Source organism: Pseudarthrobacter sp. PH31-O2 (assembly GCF_030063265.1).
Lineage (GTDB): Bacteria > Actinomycetota > Actinomycetes > Actinomycetales > Micrococcaceae > Arthrobacter.
The window spans coordinates 158,565-183,771 of the sequence record NZ_JASIST010000001.1; the positions used below are offsets into that span (position 1 = coordinate 158,565).

A 25,207-nucleotide genomic window follows, 5' to 3' on the forward strand; every position below is an offset into this window, starting at 1 on the left:
AACTCTCGGGCCAGCGCCGCCAGTGCCGTCCGCACGAAGAAACTAAGCATACTGAGGAATATGTCGGTACCTGATGGTCTTGGCCTCACTATGACTACTATCGCAATCATTGGAGCGGGTTCCGGACTCGGCAAGGCGGTCGCGCGGCGTTTTGGCGCGGAAGGCTTCGCTGTCGCGCTGATTTCCCGTCACCAGGGAAACGTTGATGCCCTGGCCGCGGAGCTGGCCGGCGACGGCATCGAAGCCCAGGGGCTTCGCAGCAGATGTCCGTAATCCCGAATCGATCACCACGGCACTGGAACGCGCCACCGAGGCACTCGGCCCGATTGAGGTCCTGCAGTACAGTCCGCTGCCGCAAAAAGACTTTATGCGACCGGTGCTTGAGACGACCCCGGCGGACCTTGTGGGCCCGGTGGAATTCTCCATCTACGGTCCGGTCGCAGCAGTGCACCAGGTCCAAGGCACAGCAGCACTTCGGCCGGCTCGACGTTGTGGTCAATAACGCCGGCTACGGCCAGTTCGGGACGGTTGAGGAACTTAGCGAGTCAGAGGCCCGGGACCAGATCGAGACGAATCTTTTTGGTGCGCTGTGGGTAACCCAGGCTGCGTTGCCGTTCCTGCGGAGCCAGGGCAGCGGCCACATCCTGCAGGTGTCCTCCGTAGGCGGCGTCTCGGCATTCCCCACGGTGGGCATCTACCACGCCTCCAAGTGGGCGCTGGAGGGTCTGAGCCAGTCGCTCGCGCAGGAAGTGGAAGGCTTCGGCATCAAAGTGACATTGATCGAGCCAGGCGGCTTCGCCACGGATTGGGGCGGCAGCTCGGCGCGCCACTCCAACGCCCTGCCGGCCTACGACGCGGTGCGGGAGCAGGCCGCCAATCGGCCCAGCCGCCGCGGAACGCCGGGAGATCCCGTGGCTACGAGGGATGCCATCCTGACGCTGGTCGACTCTGAGGCGCCCCCGTTGCGCATCTTCTTCGGCGAGGCGCCGCTGGGGATCGTGACGGCCGATTATGAAGCGCGGCTGGCTGCCTGGAACGAATGGCAACCACTCTCCGTAGCCGCCCACGGCGGCCGGAGCTAATAAAAGGAGGCCCCATTGCCGGTCCGTGGACCGGCCGCGGTGCCTCCTTTCGCCCGGCTCAGAAGATCCGGAGGGTATGGCTGACGCTGGGCAGGTCCGGTGCGGACCGGTAGTCGTCCGAACGGACCGGCGGGTTGTGGCCCGGCCCGTCCCTGCGCAGTGCGGAGACCGTGGCGCCGATGCCAACGACGGTTAGGATAACGACGGTGATTCCGACGAGTTCCATAGCTCCATGGTTCGCCGGTCCGGGGGTCAAACAAAGTGGCAGAAATGCCCATAAAGACATAATTTCTGCCATGCTTGCTTGATGATCAACTCAGTGGCGATGATCGTGGTGCCGCGCTTTTCAATCTTCGAATTCGCGACGGCCTTCGAAGTGTTTGGCGTCGATCGCTCGGAGCGCGGAACCGGCGTGCCGGTTTTTGATTTTCGGGTCTGCACTCCGGTACCCGGCGATGTCCCGATGAAGTCAGGACTGTCCATGCGGATAGATTTCGGGCTCGACGCCGCGGCGGACGCGGACCTCGTGATCATGACCCCCTACGACCGGGACGGGGACCTTCCCGAGCCCGTCCTTGAGGCGCTCCGTGCCGCGCACGCCCGCGGTGCCTGGGTGATGTCCATCTGTTCCGGGGCTTTTGCGCTGGCCCGGGCTGGACTGCTGGACGGCCGCCGCTGCACCACCCACTGGCACTTTTCCCGGGAGCTCGCCGGACAGTACCCTGCAGTTTTGGTCGACGAGGACGTCCTTTACGTCGAAGACGGCCGAATCATCACGAGTGCCGGCACGGCCGCAGGTATCGACGCCTGCCTGCATTTGGTCCGGGTGGAATTTGGGGCCGCCGTCGCAGCGGCCATCGCCCGGGACATGGTGGTGCCGCCGCACCGGGACGGGGGCCAGGTCCAATTCATCGACCGGCCAATACCGGCCTGCGGCTCCGCGCCCATGGAGGAATTGCTGCAATGGATGCTCCGCCATCTGGGGGAGGAGCATCCGGTCAATGAACTTGCCGCCCGCGTCCATATGTCACCCCGGACGTTTGCCCGTCGGTTTCGTTCCGAAACGGGCGCCACCCCTGCTGCCTGGCTCAATTCCCAGCGTGTACTCCGCGCCCAGGAGCTGTTGGAGACCACTGACCTCACAATTGACGAGATCGCCCGCGCCTCAGGTTTCGGCCATTCGGTGCTGTTGCGGCACCACTTCGCCAAGGTGCTTGACACCAGCCCGCAGTCCTACCGCCGTACTTTCCGCGGACACCTGTCGGCTGCTGTCTAACGGACCCGCTGAGTCATCGAAGCGGCGCGGTCACCCCGCCCGACGTTGGCTCCGCCGCAGCCTTGGCCGTTTCCACGAGGTCCCGCCACGGTCCGGTGACGGCGTTCTCCGGCAGGGTGGCGCGCCGCTGTCCGGCCCGGATGTTGTACAGGAACCGGTCGGGCTGCCCCCCGGCGGCTCCCCGGGCCGCAGCCGGGACCGTGTCCCAGGGGCAGGCCTCGATCAGCGGTTGCCAGAGATCCGTATCCTCCGGCGGCGCGGGTTGCACGGTCCACGTCCGCTTTATGCCGGCAATGCCACCGCTGCGCTGGACAGTAATCTTCACTAGGCACCGGCTTGAATCGAAAACGGGTTTGGTAGGACGGCCATTTGCATGGACCTCGAATTTTTAGGGCGGTGACGTTCACGGGATCCGGAGCGGGACCGGGAAGTCCTACCGCCGGACGCCAGTGAACTTTACCTTCACAGTTTCCCACGCGGAGAGCACGGCGTCATGCTCTTTGGATTCCGCTCCGAAAAGCTCCCCGGCCGAGGCCGCAGTGGCCTTGGCGAATGCGCCGAAGGTGGCATCCGGAGCCAGGGTGCCGCCCGTCAGCGTTTCGTACCAGATCCGTCCCGGCGCCTCCCAGGCGTTGCCGCCCAGCGCCGCCGCCACGAGGTAGAACGCCCGGTTGGGGATGCCGGAGTTGATGTGCACGCCGCCGTTGTCGGCACTGGTGCGCACATAGCCTTCCATCGAGCCCGGCTGCGGGTCCTTGCCGAGAACGTCGTCGTCATACGCAGTGCCGGGGTCTTTGAGGGAACGCAGGGCGGCCCCCTGGACCTTGTCCGTAAAGAGGCCCTCGCCGATCAGCCAGCTGGCCTCCGCCGTCGTCTGCTTCCCGAGAAACTGCTCAACCAGGGCGCCGAAGACATCTGACATCGATTCGTTCAGTGCGCCTGCCTGGTTGCGGTAAACCAAGCCGGCCGAGTACTGCGTGACGCCATGGGCGAGTTCGTGGCCGATCACACTCAGGGACTTTGTGAACCGCTCGAAAACCTCGCCGTCGCCGTCGCCGAACACCATCTGCCGGCCGTCCCAGAAGGCGTTGTCGTACAGGCGGCCATAGTGCACCGTGGCATCAAGGTGAAGTCCATTGCCGTCGATGGAGTTCCGGCCGAAGGCCTCGGCGTAGAGCCGGTGGGTGTGGCCAAGACCGTCGTAGGCCTCGTTGGCTGCGGGGTCGTTGACGGCTGGCTCACCCTCCTTGCGGACCATGCTGCCGGGGAGTTGCTCGGCTGATTTGGCGTCATAGACTGTCCGTTCCGGTGGGGACGGCCTAAGTTCGCGCAGGGCGGGATGGCTGCCTGGCCCGGGTGTGGCACGGGAAGCCTGAAACCCCGGGACGTGCAGCAGGGCTTCCTTGGCTGCACGCGCTACCGCGGAGTGTTCGGGTCCGTGCTGGGCTGCCAGGCGGCGGAGCAAATACGGAGGAACGATGGTGCAGTACATGTGAGACCCCTTTGCGCTTCGGCGGGATCCGGTAGTGGTGCGGTGGCCGCACCCGGGCAGGCCACCGCCTCCAGCCACCAGGCCGAGACCCCGCTGCCGATGCACCCAGCCTACGAGCGGGCACCGACAAATGGCAGGATGGCGCGCCTTGAATGCCCCGTCCGCCTGCCCGTTGCGTCGAGATGCAAAGAACCCCGCCGTTTCAATGAAACGGCGGGGTTCTTGTTTGTGCCCTCGATTGGAATCGAACCAACGACCTTCTGCTCCGGAGGCAGACGCTCTATCCCCTGAGCTACGAGGGCAGTCAGGGTTCCTGCCGTTACCGGCGGGACGTCCTAGAGCTTAGCAGGAAGGGGGCCTCCAAGGGAAAATCGACGCGCTCAGTAGCCGGAGAAGGAGTCCACGTGGATCCTCCGAGCCCCGGACCGGCGGGCAGCGGCGCTGAGTGAGCGGACACTCGCCGGCGAGCCCGACACGTAGACATCCCGGTCCGCGACGTCGGGAACAAGATCTTTCAGCGAGGCACCATCGATCCGGACGGCGCCCGCGTCCTGCATAAACGCCGGCGGGGCGGACCCGTCGGCCAGGCGGGCGATAACCCGGACGCCGGTGCGTTCGAGCTCATCGGCGTAGGCGAGTTCGGCGGCACTCACGGCGAGGTACAGCAGGACCACGTCCCGCGCACCGGCGGAAGCCCCGGTGAGCTGGGCCAGATACGGGGTGATGCCGATACCGGCCGCGATCAGCAGCACCGGCGCTCCGGCCGCCCGCGGCAGCACAAAGTCGCCGCCGATGCTGGTGGCCGTCAGTTCTTGGCCGGGTTCCAGGGCCAGGAGCGACTGTTTTGCCGTGGAGAGCTGACCGCCCGTCCCGACCCCGATCGTCAGCGCGGTCGAGTCCGGCGGATTGGTCAGGCTGAAGACCCGCCGCCGGCCTTTGTGGTCGGCCTTCGAATGCGGCAGGTTCAGTTCGATGTACTGTCCCGGGGTGAAGCGGAGCGGGCGCTCCGGCTGGAAGCTGAATTCCGTCGTCGTCGGGGTCAACGGACGCGAGCCCCGGAAGCGGAGCAGCACACGGCCGCGCTGGCCGGCGGCAAAAGCGAGGGCGTTCCCTGCCAGCAGCGCCAGTTCGGGGGAATTGGCCACGAAGCCCAGGTTGTACGGGACGGCGAACAGCAGCCCGACGACGGCGGCCAGCGCCAGCTGCTGCCACCGCCGCGGCGGCAGGGTGAGCGGCTCGGTGAGCATAAAACCGACGAAGAACAGCACCGGGCGCTGTGCCAGGGTCTGCCACAGCGCCTCGCCCGGCAGCATCCCGGTGCGCAGCAGTTCCACGGCTGCAACTGACACTGCAACCAGCGTGAACACGGACGCCATCAGCAGCTTCCGGACCCGGTAGAGCACCAGCAGGACCCCGGGCAGCATCAGCCAGAGCATTGCCGGGGTGGCGGCCCACCAGGTGGCGATGTTGAGTCCGGTCAGCCCGGTGAGGAACGCCCCCGCCGCCGCCGGGTTGAAAAGGTGGCGGCCGCGCCAGGCCAGCGCGTATTTAGATACCGAGGCCAGCACGCAGGCGAGGGCGACACCGGCCAGATCCAGGTACTGCAGCCCGGCCGAGAACTGCGTCGGCCAGAACAGGAAGTACAGCAGCAGCCCGGTAATCAGCGCCGACTCGGAGTGCGGCCGCACATGGAACACTGCTGCGAGGCCCCGGTTGGAGGCATAGCTCAAGCCCAGGCAGAGGACCAGGTGGGCGGTCATCTCCGGGAGCCCGAACGTCAGCCAGCCGAGCACATCGAGCAACAGGCTGTAGCCGGCCAGCACGGCCAGGACCCACAGGACCAGCCGGTACATCGTAAATCGGCCCAGGGCTGCGTCCAGCCGTGAGCTGAGAGGTGTCGGGATTGTGGTGGTCATGGGAACAGCACCCCTTCAAAATCGGCTGAGTACTCGGCGTGGCCGTCCGAGTGGACCGTCAGCCAGGCGACGTCGAATGTCTCCTGCAAACGGGATCCCTCGACGAAAAACAGCGCAGTTGCCAGTGCATCGGCGACCATGGCCGTCGCAGCCATGGCCCAGCTGGCAACGACGGTGCGCACCGGCACCCCGGTGGTTCCGTCCAGCACGTGGTGCAGTCCGTCGCCCCAGGCCCGCCGGTTTGCAGCGGACCCGCAAAGTGCGCCGGATCCCAGACGCACGATGCCGATGGCCCGGTCAGGATCATAAGGATGCTCAAGGCCCACATCCACACCCAGGGCGCCGGCATTGAGCAAATCACCGCCGGCATCGATGAAATGTTCCTCGATCCCGGCGTCGCGAAGTACTGCGGACATCAGGTCCGCCAGCTGGCCTTTGCCGGCGGCCCCGACGTCGATCACCACCGGGGCGCTGATGGTCAACACCCTTCCCTGCCAGTTCAGCACCTCGTCCCAAACCGGGGCAGGCAAGGGCACCCCGACCGGGCGCAGGGAGTACCCGGCGTTATAGCCGAGCTGTTCGAGGCTGGCGCCGATGAGCGGTGTCATGGCACCGCCGGTGAGCGTATACAGCGTCTGATAGAGCGGCCCCAGGGTGGCTGCCTCGGCCGGCAGGACGTAGCGGCCCGGCCGCCTCGCCGCGGCAGAGATCAGGGAGTCCGGCCGGAACCGGGACCAGGCGCTGTCGTAGTCCGAGAGGGTGGCGAGCAGCCGGCGGCGGAGCGCGTCCGGAAGCGGTGCGGGTGTTGAGATCTCCCAACGGGTACCGATTCCTTCGAAACGGAAACCGGTCCAGCCCGGATGCGCCACGTTTCCTCCTGCCGGCTGCTGGCTATGACTTGCTGGTCATGACGCGGCCTCGGCCTTGATCTTCTCGACAGCCTGGTTGAAGCCGCCGCTGGTCAGCGAGGAGCCCGCCACTTTGCTGACCTTGATCTCGTCGAGCCTTTTGCCGGAAATCTGGGCCTTGATGCCACTGGCGAATTCGCCCTGGAACTTCTTGGTGTTGGGGTTGGATGGGTGGGGGGTGATCTGGACATCGGATACTGCACCGGCGGCCAGTGTCAGTGTCACGCCGACGGTCTCGGTGCCGTTGGGCGAGACATAGCTGCCGTCGGCGCTGTACGTGCCGTCCCTGTAGGCGGCGGTGCCTGCCGCGGCGGACGGTGCGGTCCCGGTCGCGGCGGTTCCGGCGGCCTGTCCGGGTGCGCAGCCCGCCGCGGAGCCCACCAGGGAGAGTCCGGCGATGCCAACGAAGACGCTTTTCCGGAACGAGGTGGTCATACGGCGGCTCATTTCTGTAGCGACGATTGGAGGCGGTGGTGACGGACGGCTGCGTGCATTGATCGGCGCCCGCCGCCGTTACCCCATGACAACGTATATTTCAGCGTAGTGGTTCATCCCGCGATCCGGGCCGGTCCAACAGTCGCCAAATTCCCGTCACACCACCGCCCCGGTAGGCTGGAACCGTGACCCCTGAAGAACTCTCCCTCGCCATATCCGCCTGCCTGAAAGACGCCGTCGCCGCCGGTGAAATCGGACTTTCCGCATCCGACGTCCCGGATGAGGTGCGCGTTGAGCGTCCGAAGAACCGGGACCACGGCGACTGGGCCACCAACATTGCCCTACAGCTGGCCAAGGCCGCGGGCACCAACCCGAGGGAGTTTGCTTCCCTGCTCAGTGCCCGGCTGACGTCCATTGCCGGGGTGTCCGCCGTCGAGATCGCCGGGCCGGGGTTCCTGAACATCACCGTGGATGCCGGCGCTGCCGGCGCCCTGGCCAAGGCCATCGTCGAAGCTGGAGCCGGTTACGGCACCAATACCGCGCTCGCCGGCCACACGATCAACATGGAATTCGTTTCCGCGAACCCCACCGGCCCGCTTCATATCGGCCATACCCGGTGGGCCGCGCTGGGCGATGCAATCGCCCGCGTCCTCCGGGCCTCCGGCGCCGATGTCACGGCCGAGTACTACGTCAACGATGCCGGCTCGCAGATGAACGTCTTTGCCGATTCAGTGCTTTCCCGGCTTCGCGGCCGCGGAGTGCCCGAAGGCGGCTACCCGGGCGAGTACATCGCGGATCTGGGCCATGAGGTACTGACCCGCCATCCGGACATCCGCGAGCTGACCGACGTCGCCGCCCTGCCGGTGATCCGGGGCGCGGCGTACAAGGCCCAGCTGCAGGACATTCAGCGGACCCTGGCCGATTTTGGGGTCGACTTCGATGTCTACTTTTCCGAACAGGAACTCCACGACGCCGGCGCCATTGGGGACGCCGTAGCGCGGCTCCGGGAACAAGGACACGTCTACGACGACGGCGGCGCGGTCTGGCTGCGCACCACCGACTTCGGTGATGACAAGGACCGCGTGATGATCCGCGCGAACGGCGAACCCACCTACTTCGCCGCCGACGCCGCTTATTACCTGTCCAAAAAGGACCGCGGCTACACCGAGAAGATCTACCTGCTCGGTGCCGACCACCACGGCTACATCAACCGGCTCAAGGCCATTGCTGCCGCTGCCGGGGACGATCCGGAGGTCAACATCGAGGTCCTGATCGGCCAGTTGGTCTCGGTCAACGGCGCCAAGCTCTCCAAACGCGCCGGGAACATCATCGAGCTCAAGGACCTCATCTCCTGGCTGGGCAAGGACGCGGTCCGTTACTCGCTGGCGCGCTTCCCTGCTGACTCACCACTGACCCTGGACCCGGAACTGCTGAAGAAACACAGCAACGAGAACCCGGTGTTCTATGTCCAGTACGCGCACGCCCGGTCCTGCGGTACGGCCCGCAATGCCGTCGCCGCCGGAGTGGACCGCAGCGCTTTCGAGGCGTCCCTGCTGGAACACGCCACCGAAAATGAGCTGCTCTCCTACCTCGGCAGTTACCCTTCGATTGTGGCCAGGGCCGCTGAACTGCGCGAGCCGCACCGCGTGGCGCGCCACCTGGAAGTCATCGCCGGCGCCTACCACCGGTGGTATGACGCCTGCCGTGTGGCGCCCCAGGGCGACGAACCGATCACCGACCTTAACCGCACCCGGCTGTGGCTCAACGACGCCACCAGCCAGGTGCTGGCCAACGGACTGGAACTGCTGGGCGTCTCGGCGCCGGAACGGATGTAACCGTTATGACCACCAACCCTTCCATCACCTCCGGTGCGGCCTCCCCGCTCGCGCCGGACTGGCTGGCCGTCCCCGCGGACCTCAACGCCCTGCACAAGCCGTTGTGGGCCGGCGGGGTGGCCCGCAATAACAGCGGGGAGCTGACCATAGACGGGCTGGCCGTCAGCGAACTGCAGCGCGAGTTCGGTACTCCGCTGTTTGTGTTGAGCGAGAGCGACTTCCGGGCCCGGGCCAGGGCTTTTTCCGATGCTTTTAATAACGCTTTCGCCGACATCTGCGGGGGAGTGGACGTCTACTACGCGGGCAAGTCCTTCCTGTGCACCGCGGTGGTCCGCTGGGTGGAGGAGGAGGGGCTGCGCTTGGACACGGCCTCCGGCGGCGAACTCGCCGTCGCGGCCCGCGCCGGGATCCCCGGCGCGGACGTCGCGCTGCACGGCAACAACAAGTCCGACGCCGAGATCCACCGTGCCCTGGACATGAAACTGGGCCGGATCGTCATCGACAGCCTGGCCGAGCTGGACCGCGTAGCGAAGATCGCAGACGCCCGCGGCGAAACGGCGAAGGTGATGCTGCGGCTGACCCCGGGCGTGCACGCCCACACCCACGAATTCATCGCCACCGCCCACGAGGACCAGAAGTTCGGTCTTTCCATGGCCGGGGATTCCACCGAACAGGCCGGGCTGTCCGCGGCCGAGGAAGCCGTGGCTGCGGCTTCGGGCTACCCGGGCATTGAACTTCTGGGCCTGCACTGCCACATTGGTTCGCAGATCTTCGAGCCGGACGGATTTGCCCTTGCCGCGGAGAAGCTGCTCGACTTCCTTGCCGCGATGCAGGAAAAGTACTCGATAGTGCTGCCCGAGCTCGACCTTGGCGGCGGCTACGGTATCGCGTACACGCCTGTGGATACGCCGCGGCCGGCCGCCGAGATCGCGCAGGCGATGGCCGCCGTCGTCCGTTCCAAATGCGAGCAGCTGGGCATTACGGCCCCGAGGATTTCGATCGAACCGGGCCGTGCGATCGTTGGCAGCACCACCTTCACCTTGTATGAAGTAGGCACCCTAAAGACGGTCCGGGTGGATGCGCCGGCCGCCCGCACCGACGTTTCCGGTGCACCGGGCGAAAACTCAGGGAAAAACGTTACGTACCCGCGACGGTATGTGTCGGTGGACGGCGGGATGAGCGACAACCCCCGCCCGGTGCTTTACGACGCGGATTACTCGGCAATCCTGGCCTCGCGCGCCACCGCCGCGGCTCCGCAACTGTCCCGCGTGGTGGGCAAACATTGCGAGAGTGGCGACATAGTTGTTAGAGATGTATACCTGCCCGAGGACGTGGCAGCCGGTGATCTGCTCGCTGTACCGGGGACCGGCGCCTACTGCTGGGCCCTGTCCAGCAACTACAACTATCTGGCCCGGCCGGGCGTTGTCGCAGTGTGCGACGGATCTGCCCGGCTCATTGTCCGCGGGGAAACCGAAGAAGATCTGCTGAACCGCGACATGGGAGTCTGAATGACTGAATTGCGAACCCTGAAAGTAGCCCTCCTGGGCTGTGGCAATGTTGGGGCCCAGGTTGCGCGGATTCTCCTTGACGACGCCGACATGCTGGCCTCGCGTTCCGGTGCCCGCCTGGAACTCGTTGGTATTGCCGTGCGCAACACCGACGCACCACGGGATGTTGAACTTCCCCGGGAACTCTTTACCACCGACGCCGGCGCTCTGGTTAAGGACGCCGACCTGGTGATCGAGCTGATGGGCGGCATCGAGCCGGCGCGCAGCCTGATCCTGGCTGCCATGCGGAACGGCGCTTGCGTCGTCACCGGCAACAAGGCACTCGTTGCCAAGGACGGCCCGACGCTTCACGAGGAAGCGGATAAGGCCGGCGTCCAGCTGTCCTATGAGGCCGCCGTCGCCGGCGCCATTCCCATCCTGCGTCCGATCCGGGACAGCCTTTCCGGCGACCGGATCACCCGCGTGCTCGGCATCGTTAACGGCACCACCAACTTCATCCTGGACCAGATGGATTCGACCGGGGCGCAATTCGCCGATGCCCTGGCCGAGGCCCAGCGCCTGGGCTATGCGGAGGCCGACCCCACCGCCGACGTTGAAGGCCACGACGCCGCCTCCAAGGCCGCGATCCTGGCTTCGCTGTCCTTCCACACGAGGTTTTCCCTCGATGATGTGTACTGCGAGGGCATCAGCTCCGTCACCGCCGCCGACATCGCCGCGGCGAAGGACGCCGGTTTTGTCATCAAGCTGCTCGCGATCGCCGAAAAGTTGACGGCCGCAGGCGGGGAAACCGGCACGGAAACCGACGCCGCAGGAACCACCGGTGTCTCGGTTCGGGTCCACCCGACGCTGCTGCCGCGCGAACACCCGCTGGCAGCAGTACGCGGTGCATTCAACGCCGTTTTTATCGAGGCCGAAAACGCCGGCGAGCTGATGTTCTACGGGCAAGGTGCCGGCGGCAAGCCCACGGCCTCCGCAGTTATGGGGGACCTTGTCTCGGCAGCCCGCAGCATCGTCCTGGGCGGCCCGGGCAGGGCCGAGACCACCACGGGGAAGGTATCGGCGCTTCCCATCACTGCCGCTGCCACCAGCTACTACATCGGCCTGGACGTCGCGGACCAGCCCGGTGTGCTGGCCAAGATCGCCCGGCTTTTCGCCGACCACGGCGTCTCCATTGAAATCATGCGGCAGACCACTCATCGCGATGCTGATTCCAACATCGAGTCGGCGGAACTCCGGATCGTCACCCACCGCGCAAGCGAGGCCGCATTGGCGGCCACCGTCGAGGCCGCCAAGGGCCTGGACGTTATCAATTCCGTTACATCCGTCCTTCGGGTAGAAGGAGTCTAAGTGGCTCACCAATGGCGCGGCGTTATCCGCGAGTACGCTGAACGTCTTCCGGTCACCGAGGCAACCGAGGTGATTACCCTGGGGGAGGGCGGCACTCCGCTCGTTTACGCCCAGCAGCTTTCTGCGCTCACCGGCTGCGAGGTCTACCTCAAGGTCGAAGGCATGAACCCAACCGGTTCGTTTAAGGACCGCGGCATGACGATGGCCATAACGGCCGCGGTGGCCGCCGGCGCCAAGGCCGTTGTGTGTGCCTCCACAGGCAACACCTCCGCGTCCGCCGCCGCTTATGCGACCGCGGCCGGGCTGAAATGCGTTGTGCTGGTGCCGGAAGGCAAGATCTCCATGGGCAAGCTCAGCCAGGCGATCGCCCACGGCGCAACCCTGTTGCAGGTCGACGGAAACTTCGACAACTGCCTCGACATCGCCCGCAAACTGGGGGAGTCCTACCCGGTTTTCCTGGTCAATTCGGTCAACCCGGCCCGGATCCAGGGCCAGAAAACCGGCGCGTTCGAGGTGGTTGACTGGCTCGGGGACGCTCCCGACTTCCATGTGCTCCCGGTGGGCAACGCCGGCAACATCACCGCGTATTGGAAGGGCTATAAAGAGTACTGCGCGCCGTTTGAATCCACCACCGCCGGCACACTTGCCGCCGTGTCCACCAGGACCCCGGTGATGTGGGGCTTCCAGGCAGCCGGCGCGGCACCCTTTGTCGCGGGCCATCCGATCACCGAGCCCGACACGATTGCGACAGCCATCCGGATCGGCAACCCCGCCTCCTGGGACAGTGCAATTGCGGCGCGCGACGAGTCCGGCGGCGTGATCGAAGCCGTGTCCGATGCGGAAATTCTGGCAGCCCACCGCTGGCTCTCCGCCCGTGAGGGTGTATTTGTGGAACCCGGCTCGGCTGCGGGCGTCGCCGGGCTGATCAAGAAGCACACCGCCGGCGAGGTGCCGGTTGGCAAGACAATTGTCATCACCGTAACCGGCCACGGCCTCAAGGATCCGCAGTGGGCGCTCCGCGCGGAGGACGGCAGCGAAGTGCAGCCCGTCAAGGTCGCCAACGACGTCGTCACCGTAGCCACAGCCCTCGGACTGGAAGAAAAATAGCCGTGGAAACCACCCTCACCGTCCCGGCAGAGTCCGCCGCCGACGCCCCGGAGATACCGGCCGGGCAGCTCGTGACGGTCCGGGTGCCGGCCACCAGTGCGAACCTTGGCCCCGGCTTCGACAGCCTGGGTTTGGCGCTGTCCCTGTTCGACACCCTGTCGGTGGAAACCCTGGACAGCGGCGAGCTGGAATTTGAGCTCAGCGGAGAAGGGGCGGAATCCCTGCCCCGTGATGCCAGCCATCTGGTGGTGAAGGCAATCACGGAGGCCCTGCACCGCCTGGGGTTCCGGCACGGCGGGCTTCGGATCACGGCAGACAATGTCAACCCGCACGGCCGCGGTTTGGGCTCCTCAGCGTCAGCCGTGGTCGCCGCCGTCACCGCCGCCAATGCGCTGGTTCCCGAAGCATCGCGCCGGGGCAAGGACTGGGTCCTGCAGCTCACCAGTGAGATGGAAGGCCACCCGGACAACGTCGCACCCGCAATTTTCGGCGGACTGGCGCTCTCATGGCAGGACAGTGACCAGTACAGCAGCACGTGCGCGGCCGTCGCTGCGGCGGTTGTTCCGGTGGTCGCCGTGCCGGACTTTGAACTATCCACCGAGACGGCGCGTGCCCTGCTGCCGGCCTCGGTGGGCCACCACGCCGCGGCGATGAATTCCGGACGTGCGGCCCTGCTGATCCACGCGCTGACGCAAAAACCGGAGTTCCTCCTTGCCGGCACCGAGGACTACCTGCACCAGAGCTATCGTGCCGAGGCCATGCGGCCCAGCGCCGACTTGATCGCGGCTTTGCGGCGGGCTGGCTTTGCGGCCGCCGTGTCCGGGGCCGGGCCCACGGTGCTGGTCCTGGCCAATGGGGTGCGGCAGGCAGAGGCTGCCGTCGCGTTCATCAACGCTTTTACGGCCGGCAACACGCCGGACGTCGGCTGGCGCGTGATGAAGCTGGCTGTGGACGTCGAAGGTGCTAAAGTGGAAGTGCACCGGCGGTAATCACGCAGGCGGTAATTCAGTTACTGTTCAAAAGACCGCGATGTTGGCCTTGTTGCCTCTCTCATCTTTCACTGCGAAATATTGCCCGGTGCCGCCTGCTTTTGGTCTGACGCAGGAATCCGCAGAAAATATCCCTGCACCCCTGAAGAGTCAGCCCGCCGTTTCTCATTTCTTTGGAACGCGCCAGGCGATGCAGTATCTGGCCGTGCTGGCCAATTTCCATCCGGCAAGGCCGAAATCCCGGCTGCAAATCTGAACTGCAGCCCAGATCAAATCATCGCGTCCAGCTCCTAGCCTGGCCGCCGTCGAGGGGGAAGGATCCTTCGTGACCGAAACCACTGAGCTGTCTTCAGCTGTGGAAACATCATCTTCTGCTGCCGGATCGTCAACGGCCGCACCCGCCAAGAGCAGTGGCCTTGCAGGCCTCAAGCTCGCCCAGTTGCAGGCTCTCGCCAGCCAGCTGGGGATTTCCGGCGGTTCCCGGATGCGGAAGGGCGATCTTGTCTCTGCAATTTCGGCTCACCGCGCCGGTACCCCGGTGTCCAAGGCGCCGGCCCGCGGCGCTGAAACGGTGAACGGCAACGGCAGCGCCCCACAGGCAGCGGCGCCGGTCGCTGCTCCGGCTGCCGCCGTCGAATCCGAGGCTCCGGTCCAGGAAAATCCGCGTGCCCGGGGACGTGGCCGCAGCCGCCGCGCCGGCAGCGACGGCGTCATCACTGCTACTGCCACCGAGGCCCCCGCCCAGACCGCTCCCGCAGCGGAGGCTCCGGCAGCTGCCGAATCCAACGCCGTCGAGTCCGGCTCGGTTGCTGCCTCGGAAGGCGCCGACCGTGCCCGCCAGCCGCGGACCCGCAACCGCCGCCGCGGCGAAGCTGCTGCCCAGGCACCCGAGCAGGCTGCAGCCCAGTCCGCACCCGTCGTCGAGGCCCCCGCCGAGCAGCGCCAGGCAGACCAGGGCAGTGAAGACGGCCAGCGCCGGGAGAACACCCGCAGCCGCGGCGGCCGCGACGAGGTTGCTGCCAGCCGCGATAACGGGGGCAACCGCGATAACAACCGGGACAACGCAGCCAACCGCGATAACGCCGGTAGCCGGGACAACGCAGCCAACCGCGATAACAACCGGGACAACGACGACAGCGATGGCGGCAGCCGGCGGAACCGCCGGAACCGGCGTGACCGCAACGACCGCAATGACCGTTCCGGCGGACAGGACAGCCGCGATAACAACGCGCGCAATGACCGTTTCCGCGACCGCAATGACCGGCGTCGGGGACGCGCCCAGGGCCCGGACGTCGACGACGTCGAGGTCACCGAGGACGACGTCCTGCTGCCGGTCGCCGGCATCCTGGACGTACTGGAGAACTACGCGTTTATCCGCACCTCCGGTTACCTGCCGGGCCCGAACGACGTATATGTCTCCCTAGCCCAGGTCAAGAAGTACAACCTGCGCAAGGGCGACGCAGTCGTCGGGGCCATCCGTGCACCGCGCGAAGGCGAGTCCCAGCAAACGAACCAGCAGCAGACCGCCCGCCAAAAGTTCAACGCGCTGGTCCGCGTCACCTCGGTCAACGGCAAGACGCCTGAGGAACTCAAGGACCGCGTTGAGTTCGCGAAGCTGGTCCCGTTGTACCCCTCCGAGCGCCTGCGCCTGGAGACGGACCCCAAGAAGATCGGCCCCCGCGTCATCGACCTGGTCGCCCCGATCGGCAAGGGCCAGCGCGGCCTGATCGTCTCGCCGCCGAAGGCCGGCAAGACGCTCATCCTGCAGTCAATTGCCAACGCCATCACCACCAACAATCCTGAGGTCCACCTCATGATGGTGCTTGTTGACGAGCGCCCCGAAGAAGTCACGGACATGCAGCGCACCGTGAAGGGCGAGGTCATCGCCTCGACCTTCGACCGCCCCGCCGACGACCACACCACGGTGGCCGAACTCTCCATCGAGCGCGCCAAGCGCCTCGTGGAAATGGGCATGGACGTTGTGGTCCTCCTGGACTCGATGACCCGTTTGGGCCGTGCCTACAACCTGGCGGCACCGGCTTCCGGCCGTATCCTCTCAGGTGGCGTCGACTCCGCCGCGCTGTACCCGCCGAAGCGGTTCTTCGGTGCCGCCCGCAACATCGAAAACGGCGGCTCGCTGACCATCCTGGCAACCGCGCTCGTCGAGACCGGTTCCAAGATGGACGAGGTCATCTTCGAAGAGTTCAAGGGCACCGGCAACATGGAACTGCGGCTGTCCCGCCAGCTCGCGGACAAGCGCATCTTCCCGGCGGTGGATGTCAACGCCTCAGGCACGCGCCGTGAGGAAAACCTGCTCTCGCCCGAGGAAGTCAAGATCATGTGGAAGCTGCGCCGGGTCCTGTCCGGACTTGAAACGCAGCAGAGCCTTGAACTGCTGACCAACAAGATCCGGGAGACCCAGAGCAACGTCGAGTTCCTGATGCAGGTGCAGAAGACGACGCTTGGTGCGAAGTCCGATAACGACAAGTAGCTGAGTCAGGGGCGGGGCCGTCGCATATTTGCGGGCCCCGCCCCTTTGTCGTTCCACCCAACGCACGGCATTACTAGACTTGTAGAAGTCGAAAGAGGTTTTGAAATGTTTGAGTCCGTACAGGGCCTGTTGGATGAGCATGATGCCATCCAGGCGCAGCTTGGGGATCCTGCTGTCTACGCTGACCAGAAGCTTGCCCGAAAGCTGGGGCGGCGCTCGGCCCAGCTGAACGGCATTGTCGAGGCGTACCACGCCTGGCACGGTATCGAGGATGACCTTGCCGCTGCCAAAGAGATGGCGGACGAAGACCCGGAGTTTGCTGCCGAGGTTCCGGTCCTGGAGGCCGGGCTGGAGACGGCGGCGGCCAAGCTTCGCCGGCTCCTGATTCCGCGGGACCCCGACGATTCCCGCAATGTGATCCTTGAGGTCAAGGGTGGTGAAGGCGGCGACGAGGCTGCCCTTTTTGCCGCCGACCTGCTGCGGATGTACACCCGGTACGCGGAAACCCGGGGGTGGAAGACCGAGATGATTTCTGCCAACGAATCCGACCTGGGCGGCTACAAGGACGTCCAGGTGGCGATCAAGGGCAACTCGAGCGACCCGGCAGAAGGTGTCTATGCGCGGCTCAAGTTCGAAGGCGGCGTGCACCGGGTGCAGCGCGTTCCCGTGACGGAATCCCAGGGGCGCATCCACACCTCCGCTGCCGGTGTGCTGGTACTTCCCGAAGTGGACGAACCCGAAGAACTTGAGATCAACCAGAACGACCTCAAGATCGACGTCTACCGTTCGTCCGGCCCCGGCGGCCAGTCCGTGAACACCACCGACTCCGCTGTCCGGATCACCCACCTTCCCACCGGCATTGTGGTGGCCATGCAAAACGAAAAGTCGCAGCTGCAGAACCGTGAAGCCGGCATGCGTGTCCTGCGTGCCCGCATCCTGGCGCACCAGCAGGAGCAGATTGATGCCGAAAACTCTGCCCAGCGCAAATCACAGATCCGCACCATGGACCGCTCGGAGCGAATCCGCACGTACAACTACCCGGAAAACCGGATAGCGGACCACCGCACCGGATACAAGGCGTACAACTTGGACCAGGTTATGAACGGCGACCTGGAACCGGTCATCCAGTCGGCCATCGAGATGGACGAACAGGCCCGCCTCGACGCTATCGGCGACTAGCCGGGCCCGGCGTGGTGATACCAGAAGGAGCCGGCCTGAGCCTTGCGGACGCCGTCCGCGAGGCCACCGCAGCGCTGGCCGCCGCGGGGGTCCCGAGTCCGCGAGCCGACGCGGAACTGCTCGCAGATCATCTGCTGGGCGTTGGCCTCGGCCGGCTCCGTGCGCTGATGCTCGGTGACAGCCCGGCACCGGTTGGCTATCAGGAGCTCATCGCCGAGCGGGCCCGGCGTATTCCGCTGCAGCACATCACGGGCGTTGCGCATTTCCGGTACCTGGAGCTGGCAGTCGGGCCGGGAGTGTTTATTCCCAGGCCGGAAACCGAAACCGTGGTGCAGCTTGTCATCGACAGACTGCAGGGACAGGCCCATCCTAAGGTGGTCGATCTGGGCACCGGGTCGGGAGCCATCGCCGGGTCGATCGCGCACGAGATTCCCGGCGCCGAGGTCCACGCCGTCGAATTCAGCGAGTTCGCGCACGCGTGGGCTGCGAGGAATCTGCTGCCGCTCGGCGTTCACTTGACCCGTGGTGATCTGCGTGATGCGCTGCCCGGGCACAACGGCACCTTCGACGTTGTGGTCTCGAACCCGCCCTACATTCCTGCCGGCGCGATCCCCAACGAACCCGAAGTAGCGATGCACGACCCGCCCGAGGCACTCTACGGCGGGGGAGCGGACGGTATGGAGCTTCCGGCGGCGGCAGCGGCTTCCGCCGCCAGGCTCCTGCTCCCCGGGGGATATTTTGTGATGGAGCACGCCGAAGTCCAGGCCGGCTGGATCGCCGCGATGCTGGAGCGCTCCGGACGTTGGTCCCGCGTTACCACACATCGTGACCTCAACGGCAGGGACCGGGCCACGAGTGCCGTCCTTGCCGACCGGCTTCCGCCTGGTGGCCGGGGCAACTCACCCAGTGATGAAAGAATGGGCCAGTGACGACTAGCTACGATTGCACGGCGGCCGAGCAGCGCGCCGCAGGACTTGAACACGCCCAGCGGGCCATCCGGGAGCACAAGTGTGTGGTCTTCCCGACGGACACCGTGTACGGGATCGCCGCCGACGCGTTCTCACCCCTCGCGGTGACCTTGTTGCTGGCATCGAAAGGTCGCAGCCGCAAAATGCCGCCGCCGGTGCTCATCCCCAGGCTCAATGCCCTCGACGGCCTCGCGACGGACGTTCCGGCCGAGGCCCGGCGCCTGGCAGAGGCATTCTGGCCCGGCGCTCTCACCCTGATCCTGCATGCCCAGCCGTCCCTTGACTGGGACCTCGGCGACACCAGAGGCACCGTCGCACTCCGGATCCCGGCCGATGACCTCGCCCAGGACCTCCTGACGCTGACCGGTCCGCTGGCAGTGTCCTCGGCGAACCGCACGGGACAGCCGGCGGCCCAGACCGCTGTGGAGGCCGAAGCCCAGCTGGCGGAATCCGTGGAGGTCTATCTGGAGGGCGGCGCGCGGCCGGTCGAGGGGACCGATGCGCTGCCGTCCACCATTGTTGATGCCACCTCTGTGCCGCTGCGGGTGGTACGCCAGGGTGCCATCAGCCTGGAGCGGCTCCGGGAGGTTGTGCCGGAATTGCTCGGTGCCGGCGAGGAGCCGGCCGCCGTTGATGCCCCGGACACCACCACTGCCACCCCGTCACACAGCACCGCTGAGGACAGCGCTACACCCGCCGCCGACGACGATTCTCCGAGGAACTGACATGCAACCCAAAGTCGCCGTCGCGGCAGTAACTTTCGACCGCCACGAGGAACTCACTCTCCTGCTCAAGGGCCTGGCCGATCAGACGGCCCCCATCCACTCGATCGCCCTCGTGGACTCCGGCACCGTCCCGGCGACCGCGATCGTCAACGCGGGCGGGGAGAACATCAACTACCTGCGCTCCGAGGCGAACCTCGGCGGTGCCGGAGGATTCGCTTATGCGATTCTTGCTGCGATGGCCAGCGGCGCGGAGTGGATCTGGATGATGGATGATGACGGGCACCCCGAGGATAAGAGCTGCCTCGCCGAACTGCTCAAGTGCGCCGAAGAGCACCAGCTCGATATTGTGAGCCCCCTCGTCGCCGCAACGTCCGATCCCAACCGGCTCTCATTCAATTTCCGGATCAACGGGTTCCTGACCAACGACCGCTCCAGGCTCGCGTCGATGGGCTACCTTCCGGACATGGTGCATTTTTTTAACGGTGCACTGATCCGCACGGAGGTGTTCTACAAGATCGGCATCCCTGACGTGAAGTTCTTTATCCGCGGCGACGAGGTCGACTTCCTGTCGCGGGTCAAGAAGGCCGGCCTCAAATACGGCACCCTGGCCACCGTCGCCGTCCAGCACCCGGCTACCTGGACCGAGATGAAACCCGTCTTCGGCGGGTTCCTTACCCCCGTTATTCCCGAGGGCGAGTTTAAGCGGTACTGCTATTTCCGCAACCGCGGCTACCTCACCCGGAAGTACCGGAACCTGCGCTGGTTCGGCGCCGACATCGTCGGGTTCCCTTACTTTTTCCTGAAAACCGGTGACCTCAAAGGTCTCGCGCGGTGGTTCCGGGCCTACTCCACCGGCTTCCGCGGTCAGGGCTTCGGCTCGCCCGCACAGCTTATGCCGACCAACAGCTAGGCCGGCGTGGAGAAGCTGTTCGCCGTCGTTGTCACCTACAACCGTGCCGACTTACTGCAGAATCTGCTCGAGTCCTTTAGCCGGCTGGGCACCCGGCCGGACCGGATCGTGGTGGTGGACAACGCCAGCAGCGATCACACCCCTGACGTTATCGCCCGAGCAACGGCCTCCGGTGCAGTGCCGATCCAGTATGAACGGCTCTCCGCGAACGCCGGCGGCTCCGGCGGCTTCTCCCGCGGCGTGGAGCTTGCCCTCGCGGCCGGTGCCGAATGGCTCTGGCTGATGGACGACGACGTCGAGGTACTCCCCGGGGCGGTCGAGGCGCTTGACAAGTTCACGCCGGACTACTCGTGCATGATAGGACGCCGCTACGACGCCGCCGGCAAGCCTTTCTTCTGGCAGCACCATTTTGTTGAATCACTCGGCGTTTTCCTGCCCGTCTCCGGCGATGTTTTCGGTACCTCGGAGGTCTTTCGGACCAACGTGGGAAATTTCGAGGGCATGCTGATCAAGGCCTCGCTGGCCCGCACCATCGGCCTGCCGGATCCGCGGTTCTTTATCACCTGGGACGACCTCATCTACGGCTGGCTCGCGGCGCAGCAGACCCCGGTGGTCTATGTAAACGCCTTTGTTATCAAAAAGGTGCGGGCCCAGCGCCAAGTGGATCTGGGCGTCCGCCACCTCAATGATTCGAGTGACCTGAGCCGCCGCTACGTGATGCGCAACCGGGGCCATGTGGCGCAGTACCTTCGTGCCTACGGCAAGTTCAACAGGCTGGGTTTTGGTGCCGGAACGGCACTGACATATTTGAAGGAAGTTGCTCGGCTGGTGCTGGTGGAGCGCAGCATCAGGGGAGCCGGGGCGCTGTGGAACGGCTGGCGCGAATCGCGGGCCATCCTGGCCGACCGCAACTGGCAGCCGATGCCGCCGGTGCCCGGTCCAGCTCCCCATAAGGAGGGCTGAGGCAGGTGCAGGTCCGGACGAACCCGTCCCGCCGGACCCCTAAGGACCCGGGGTTCCCATCCGGGAGCGATTAGTATCGTGGAAGAACCGGGTACTGTCCGGCAATTGCAGGGCGGGTAATTATTGAAACAGGCGGATGGCCGCCGTGGTAGTGGAAGTCGGTTGCAATCTCTGTTGACTACGAAATCTGAAGCGCGCGAACCCGCCGCAGCACTGGAGGAGACAAAGCCTCCGCTCTGGATCTGGATCCAGCTCTTCCTGGACTCAATGTCGTGGGTCGTCGCGATCGTCCTGGCCCTGCTGCTGCGCTATGAAATGGGCATCAGGGAAGAACAGCTTGTCAGTGCCCTGATCATCATGGCCATCGCCATAGTGGTGCAGGCACTTGCCGGCTATGCGCTGGCGCTGTACCGCGGCAGGTATCCGTTCGGAAGTTTCCAGGAAGCCAAGGCGCTGGTCTTTGTCACAGTGATTGTCGCGGCCTCCATCACGCTGAGCCTGCTGGTGCTCTATGAAGCCATCGGAATCGGCCGCAGCGTGGGGCTCATCGCCTTCCCGTTCGCCTGCCTCTTTATGGGGGCCGCCCGCTATGCCAAGAGGCTCTATGTTGAGGGCAAACACCGTCCCGGCGACAGCGCCCAGAATACCCTGATCTATGGCGCGGGTTTCCTCGGCAACTCGCTGCTGACGCGGATGCTGCAGGACGCCGAATCGCCGTATTATCCTGTTGGACTGATTGACGACGATCCCACGAAGAAGCACCTGCGGCTCTCCGGCGTGCAGGTCCTGGGCCGCGGCGACGACCTGCCGGCCATCATCCGGCGCACCCGCGCCACAGTGCTGGTACTGGCGTTTGCCAATGTGGAGGCTTCCGTGGTCCGGCGGATTTCCGACGCAGTAGCCGGAATGAATGTTCGGGTGCTGGTCCTGCCGCCTTTGCGCGACATGCTCGGCGGCGGGGCGCCCCAGGGCTTCTCCGACTTCCGCGAAGTGGCTGTCGAGGACCTGATCGGGCGGCGCCCGGTCGATATCAAAGTCGACGAGATTGCCGGCTACATCAAGAGCAAACGCGTCCTTGTCACCGGGGCCGGCGGATCCATCGGGTCCGAACTGTGCCGGCAGATCGTCCAGTTCTCGCCGGCCGAGCTGATCATGCTTGACCACGACGAAACCGGGCTGCAGCAGACCCAGATCACCATTACCGGACGGGGACTGCTTGCTGGCCGTGACACCGTCCTGGCGAGCATCCGCGACGCGGACGCGCTTCAGGAGATCTTCCAGGACCGCCGCCCGGAGGTGGTGTTCCACGCTGCCGCCCTCAAACACGCGCCGTTGCTGCAGCAGTATCCGATCGAGGCCTGGAAGACGAACGTCCTGGGCACCCTCAACGTCCTGCGTGCCGCAAAGCACGCCGGGGTATCGCACTTCGTGAATATCTCCACGGACAAGGCGGCAAACCCGACGACGGCGCTGGGCCACTCGAAGCGCGTCGCCGAAAAGCTGGCCGCGTGGATGGCGGGCCAGACCGGCCGCAAATTTGTCTCCGTCAGGTTCGGGAACGTTATGGGCAGCCGCGGCTCGATGCTGCCGCTCTTTACGGAGCAGATCCGGGTGGGCGGTCCCGTGACTGTCACCGACCCCGAGGTCACCCGCTTTTTTATGACGATTCCGGAAGCGTGCCAGCTGGTCATCCAGGCCGGCGCGATCGGACGCGGCGGAGAGGTGATGATCCTTGACATGGGGGAACCGGTGAAAATCCTGGACGTTGCCCAACGCATGATCGCGATGTCCGGCAAGAAGGTTGAAATCGTCTACACCGGGCTCCGGCCCGGCGAGAAACTCCACGAGGAACTCGTTGGAATCGGCGAGCTCGACGAACGCCCGCTGCATCCGAAGATCTCCCACACGCAGGCCCACCAGCAGGACCCGTCCGGGCTGGACCTCGACGACTGGCTGGCCCGCTGCGAGGCGGAGCAGGGTCTGGACATCGCTTCCATCCCGGACGATGAAGCGGACGAACCGGGCGAGCACACAAGGGTTGCATCCTGATGCTGATCTTCCTCACTGCCGCCGTCACCCTGCTAGCGAGCGTGCTGCTTCCGTTTGCCGTAAAGCCGTGGCTGGTGAAGATGGGCGTCGTTGACGTTCCCACGGCCCGGTCGTCCCACGGCGCAACCACCATCCGGGGCATGGGAGTGGCCGTTTCGGTGGCCACCGCCATCGGCTACGGGGCCGCCGGCCTGCTGGGAGCGGTGACGGTGGACCGTTCGGTCTTCCTGGTGGTGCTGTGCATCATCGTTGCCAGCGCAGCGGTGGGATGGATTGAAGACCTCCGTGGTCTCTCCATTCGGGGCCGGGCGGCCGCCCAGCTGGGGATTGGTGCCGCGGGTTCCGCAGCTCTGCTCCTGCTCACCGGCCAGTCCTTCTGGTGGTTGCCGCTGGCGGCGCTGGCAATTGCTGCGTACATCAACATCGCGAACTTCATGGACGGCGTCAACGGGATTTCGAGTTTCCACGGCGTCCTGGCGGGCAGCGCCTACGCGGTGGCAGGGGTCTTGGCGGAACAGCCGTGGCTTACCGCTGGTGGGGCGGTGCTGGCCATGTCCTTCCTGGGCTTCCTGCCGTGGAACTTGTCCAGGGGCTCCGTTTTCCTGGGCGACGTCGGCAGCTACCTGCTGGGTGCCTCGGTGGCTGCCTTGGCCGTGGCGGGGTTCTTCAGCGGTGTCTACGTGGAATATGTCCTGTCGCCGATCCTCGTCTATGTTGCCGACACCGGCTACACCCTGCTGCGCCGGATTAATGCCGGTGAACGCTGGTACGCGTCCCACCGGGAGCACGTCTACCAGCGGTTGACCGACGTCGGATTTTCGCACCTTCAGTCGGCAGGCACCGTCGCGGCGTGCACGGCGGCAGTGATCGTTTTCAGCTTCATCGCCGCCACGGCTACCCTGCCTGTGGTGGTGCTCTGCGTCGCCGGAAGCCTGGCCGTCCTTGGGCTTTACCTGGCGTCACCGGACCTGATCCGACACTTCGGGAGGCGCCGGAAGGTTACCAGGTCGCCGGTAACCTAAGCGGGCCGGCGCCCGCGGCGCGGCACGGGACGCCGCCATGTTCTATCTCGTGTAGAATTTAGGGGCGGGTTGACGCCGCGACTTCTACCAGCACCCGCCCCGCGACGATTGGGATCCCATGACCTCCAACGCCGATCCCGGACCCGTCTCCGGCAACGGATCTGTTGGTGCCTCCGGCCCCACACCAGCCCTGTGGCTGCGTTTGCTGGGAATAAGTTCGGCAGTCAGCGGCGGAGCCCTGCTGCTGGTGGCTGTGGCGGCAGTGCTGCTGGCTTCGACGGCAGCTGCCCTTTCCTGGCTTCTCGGCGGAGCCCTGGTCGCCGTCTTTTTCGCCATCAGCCTGCTGATCGGCCACTTCGCCGGACGTAACAACCCCTCCGGTGCGATTGGCCTTTTCGCCGCAACATACTTCATCAAGGTCGTTGGCTTTGCCGTGGTGCTTTTTGCCATCGGCACCCCCGACTGGCTTTCCCGGGGCTGGTTCCTGGCCGGCGCCGTCGTGACAGTTGTGTTGTGGCAGGCCGCCGAGATCTACGGTTTCAGCACGGCCCGGCTGCAGATCTACAACGACCCCAAGACCTCCGAGGGCGGCACCGATGTCTAGCCGCAAAGACGGACGCGCAAGCAAGCCCAAAACCCACAAAACCACTGGCGGAGCCCCCGGTGTATCCGGGAACGGCAGGGACGGCGGATACAACGCCGGAATCGCCGTCTTCAGCTACATTGTTGGCGGAATCATCGTCTGGAGTTTGATAGGGTGGGGTCTGGATAATCTGTGGGGAACCCGCTGGATTGTGCTCGCAGGCGCCCTGCTTGGAGCCGCCGGAGGTTTCTATCTTTCTCACATGCACGGCCTCACCAGCCCGGAGCATTCCGCCGGCGGGGACAATGCCGCACGTGGCCCGTCCGTGGACGAGGATCAGTAATGCCAAATAATTTCACAGGGGGAGAGGCCGGCAGCAACGCCGACTTTCCCCGACCAACGCCCAATGATGGACACTGCAG

At 65.5% G+C, this 25,207-nt stretch carries 25 protein-coding genes and 1 tRNA gene; 19 read left to right on the forward strand and 7 right to left on the reverse strand.

Translation table 11 applies throughout. From position 1 onward, the window contains the following. Positions 1-90: 90 nt before the first annotated feature. Together QMG72_RS17735 and QMG72_RS00655 are read left to right on the forward strand one after the other, a co-directional pair. Complete coding sequence (locus QMG72_RS17735) at positions 91-273, forward strand: SDR family NAD(P)-dependent oxidoreductase (RefSeq protein WP_349358604.1); 183 nt, start codon at positions 91-93, stop codon at positions 271-273. 218 nt (positions 274-491) lie between these two features. Beyond that, the gene (locus tag QMG72_RS00655; protein WP_226774434.1) at positions 492-1,082 is read left to right on the forward strand and encodes an SDR family NAD(P)-dependent oxidoreductase; all 591 of its coding nucleotides are present in this window, start codon (positions 492-494) and stop codon (positions 1,080-1,082) included. A gap of 58 nt (positions 1,083-1,140) precedes the next feature. Here the strand turns inward: QMG72_RS00655 and QMG72_RS00660 are convergent, their stop codons facing one another. Then, a complete protein-coding gene (locus QMG72_RS00660) occupies positions 1,141-1,308 on the reverse strand; it encodes a hypothetical protein (protein WP_283479328.1) in 168 nt (55 codons plus the stop codon). Positions 1,309-1,389: 81 nt separating this feature from the next. On the opposite strand from QMG72_RS00660, the gene QMG72_RS00665 reads away from it, so the two are divergent. Then, positions 1,390-2,358: a GlxA family transcriptional regulator gene (locus QMG72_RS00665; protein WP_283479329.1), complete on the forward strand. Its 969-nt coding sequence runs from the start codon at positions 1,390-1,392 to the stop codon at positions 2,356-2,358. 13 nt (positions 2,359-2,371) lie between these two features. Here the strand turns inward: QMG72_RS00665 and QMG72_RS00670 are convergent, their stop codons facing one another. The 6 genes from QMG72_RS00670 to QMG72_RS00695 form a co-directional block, all read right to left on the reverse strand. Beyond that, positions 2,372-2,683, reverse strand: a complete 312-nt coding sequence (locus QMG72_RS00670) for a protealysin inhibitor emfourin (protein ID WP_283479331.1) — start codon at positions 2,681-2,683, stop codon at positions 2,372-2,374. Between the two features lie 108 nt (positions 2,684-2,791). Next, complete coding sequence (locus tag QMG72_RS00675) at positions 2,792-3,850, reverse strand: M4 family metallopeptidase (RefSeq protein ID WP_283479332.1); 1,059 nt, start codon at positions 3,848-3,850, stop codon at positions 2,792-2,794. A gap of 229 nt (positions 3,851-4,079) precedes the next feature. Then, positions 4,080-4,152: transfer RNA gene (locus tag QMG72_RS00680), tRNA-Arg, on the reverse strand. Between the two features lie 78 nt (positions 4,153-4,230). Then, the gene (locus QMG72_RS00685; protein ID WP_282360431.1) at positions 4,231-5,766 is read right to left on the reverse strand and encodes a ferredoxin--NADP reductase; all 1,536 of its coding nucleotides are present in this window, start codon (positions 5,764-5,766) and stop codon (positions 4,231-4,233) included. Then, positions 5,763-6,635 carry an FAD:protein FMN transferase gene (locus QMG72_RS00690; RefSeq protein WP_226774440.1) on the reverse strand — a complete coding sequence of 291 codons (873 nt, stop codon included), beginning with the start codon at positions 6,633-6,635 and terminating at the stop codon, positions 5,763-5,765. Before QMG72_RS00690 ends, QMG72_RS00685 begins: the two co-directional genes overlap by 4 nt. A 36-nt stretch (positions 6,636-6,671) precedes the next feature. Further along, positions 6,672-7,109, reverse strand: coding sequence for an FMN-binding protein (locus QMG72_RS00695; RefSeq protein WP_226774441.1), 438 nt, complete (start codon positions 7,107-7,109; stop codon positions 6,672-6,674). 185 nt (positions 7,110-7,294) lie between these two features. Between QMG72_RS00695 and argS the strand changes: the two genes are divergently transcribed. The 16 genes from argS (at position 7,295) to QMG72_RS00775 (ending at position 25,128) form a co-directional block, all read left to right on the forward strand. After that, positions 7,295-8,944 carry an arginine--tRNA ligase gene (gene argS, locus QMG72_RS00700; RefSeq protein WP_226774442.1) on the forward strand — a complete coding sequence of 550 codons (1,650 nt, stop codon included), beginning with the start codon at positions 7,295-7,297 and terminating at the stop codon, positions 8,942-8,944. Positions 8,945-8,949: 5 nt separating this feature from the next. Next, complete coding sequence (gene lysA, locus QMG72_RS00705) at positions 8,950-10,452, forward strand: diaminopimelate decarboxylase (protein ID WP_283479333.1); 1,503 nt, start codon at positions 8,950-8,952, stop codon at positions 10,450-10,452. After that, positions 10,453-11,799: a homoserine dehydrogenase gene (locus QMG72_RS00710; protein WP_226774444.1), complete on the forward strand. Its 1,347-nt coding sequence runs from the start codon at positions 10,453-10,455 to the stop codon at positions 11,797-11,799. After that, positions 11,800-12,906 carry a threonine synthase gene (gene thrC, locus QMG72_RS00715; protein ID WP_283479335.1) on the forward strand — a complete coding sequence of 369 codons (1,107 nt, stop codon included), beginning with the start codon at positions 11,800-11,802 and terminating at the stop codon, positions 12,904-12,906. It abuts the gene before it with no gap. A gap of 2 nt (positions 12,907-12,908) precedes the next feature. Further along, positions 12,909-13,895: a homoserine kinase gene (thrB, locus tag QMG72_RS00720; protein ID WP_226774446.1), complete on the forward strand. Its 987-nt coding sequence runs from the start codon at positions 12,909-12,911 to the stop codon at positions 13,893-13,895. A 40-nt stretch (positions 13,896-13,935) separates the two neighbouring features. Further along, positions 13,936-14,151: a hypothetical protein gene (locus QMG72_RS00725; RefSeq protein ID WP_226774447.1), complete on the forward strand. Its 216-nt coding sequence runs from the start codon at positions 13,936-13,938 to the stop codon at positions 14,149-14,151. Positions 14,152-14,220: 69 nt separating this feature from the next. Continuing rightward, positions 14,221-16,386, forward strand: coding sequence for a transcription termination factor Rho (gene rho, locus QMG72_RS00730; protein WP_283479337.1), 2,166 nt, complete (start codon positions 14,221-14,223; stop codon positions 16,384-16,386). A 105-nt stretch (positions 16,387-16,491) separates the two neighbouring features. Further along, on the forward strand, positions 16,492-17,565 hold the full coding sequence (gene prfA, locus QMG72_RS00735) for a peptide chain release factor 1 (protein ID WP_226774449.1): 1,074 nt from the start codon (positions 16,492-16,494) through the stop codon (positions 17,563-17,565). Positions 17,566-17,582: 17 nt separating this feature from the next. Then, positions 17,583-18,494 carry a peptide chain release factor N(5)-glutamine methyltransferase gene (gene prmC / locus QMG72_RS00740; RefSeq protein ID WP_283479717.1) on the forward strand — a complete coding sequence of 304 codons (912 nt, stop codon included), beginning with the start codon at positions 17,583-17,585 and terminating at the stop codon, positions 18,492-18,494. Next, complete coding sequence (locus tag QMG72_RS00745) at positions 18,491-19,258, forward strand: L-threonylcarbamoyladenylate synthase (protein ID WP_253032431.1); 768 nt, start codon at positions 18,491-18,493, stop codon at positions 19,256-19,258. The genes prmC and QMG72_RS00745 overlap by 4 nt, the downstream gene beginning before the upstream one ends. A 1-nt stretch (position 19,259) precedes the next feature. Further along, positions 19,260-20,168 (forward strand): glycosyltransferase, encoded by a 909-nt coding sequence (locus QMG72_RS00750; RefSeq protein ID WP_283479339.1) that lies wholly within the window; start codon positions 19,260-19,262, stop codon positions 20,166-20,168. Positions 20,169-20,174: 6 nt separating this feature from the next. Further along, entirely contained in the window at positions 20,175-21,131 is a 957-nt protein-coding gene (locus QMG72_RS00755; RefSeq protein ID WP_283479340.1) for a glycosyltransferase, read from the forward strand. Positions 21,132-21,305: 174 nt separating this feature from the next. Then, positions 21,306-23,180 carry a polysaccharide biosynthesis protein gene (locus QMG72_RS00760; protein WP_226774453.1) on the forward strand — a complete coding sequence of 625 codons (1,875 nt, stop codon included), beginning with the start codon at positions 21,306-21,308 and terminating at the stop codon, positions 23,178-23,180. Next, the gene (locus QMG72_RS00765; RefSeq protein WP_226774454.1) at positions 23,180-24,202 is read left to right on the forward strand and encodes an MraY family glycosyltransferase; all 1,023 of its coding nucleotides are present in this window, start codon (positions 23,180-23,182) and stop codon (positions 24,200-24,202) included. The genes QMG72_RS00760 and QMG72_RS00765 overlap by 1 nt, the downstream gene beginning before the upstream one ends. Before the next feature lie 118 nt (positions 24,203-24,320). Beyond that, a complete protein-coding gene (locus tag QMG72_RS00770) occupies positions 24,321-24,806 on the forward strand; it encodes a hypothetical protein (protein ID WP_283479341.1) in 486 nt (161 codons plus the stop codon). Then, complete coding sequence (locus tag QMG72_RS00775) at positions 24,799-25,128, forward strand: hypothetical protein (RefSeq protein WP_226774456.1); 330 nt, start codon at positions 24,799-24,801, stop codon at positions 25,126-25,128. The genes QMG72_RS00770 and QMG72_RS00775 overlap by 8 nt, the downstream gene beginning before the upstream one ends. The last annotated feature ends 79 nt before the right edge of the window (positions 25,129-25,207 follow it).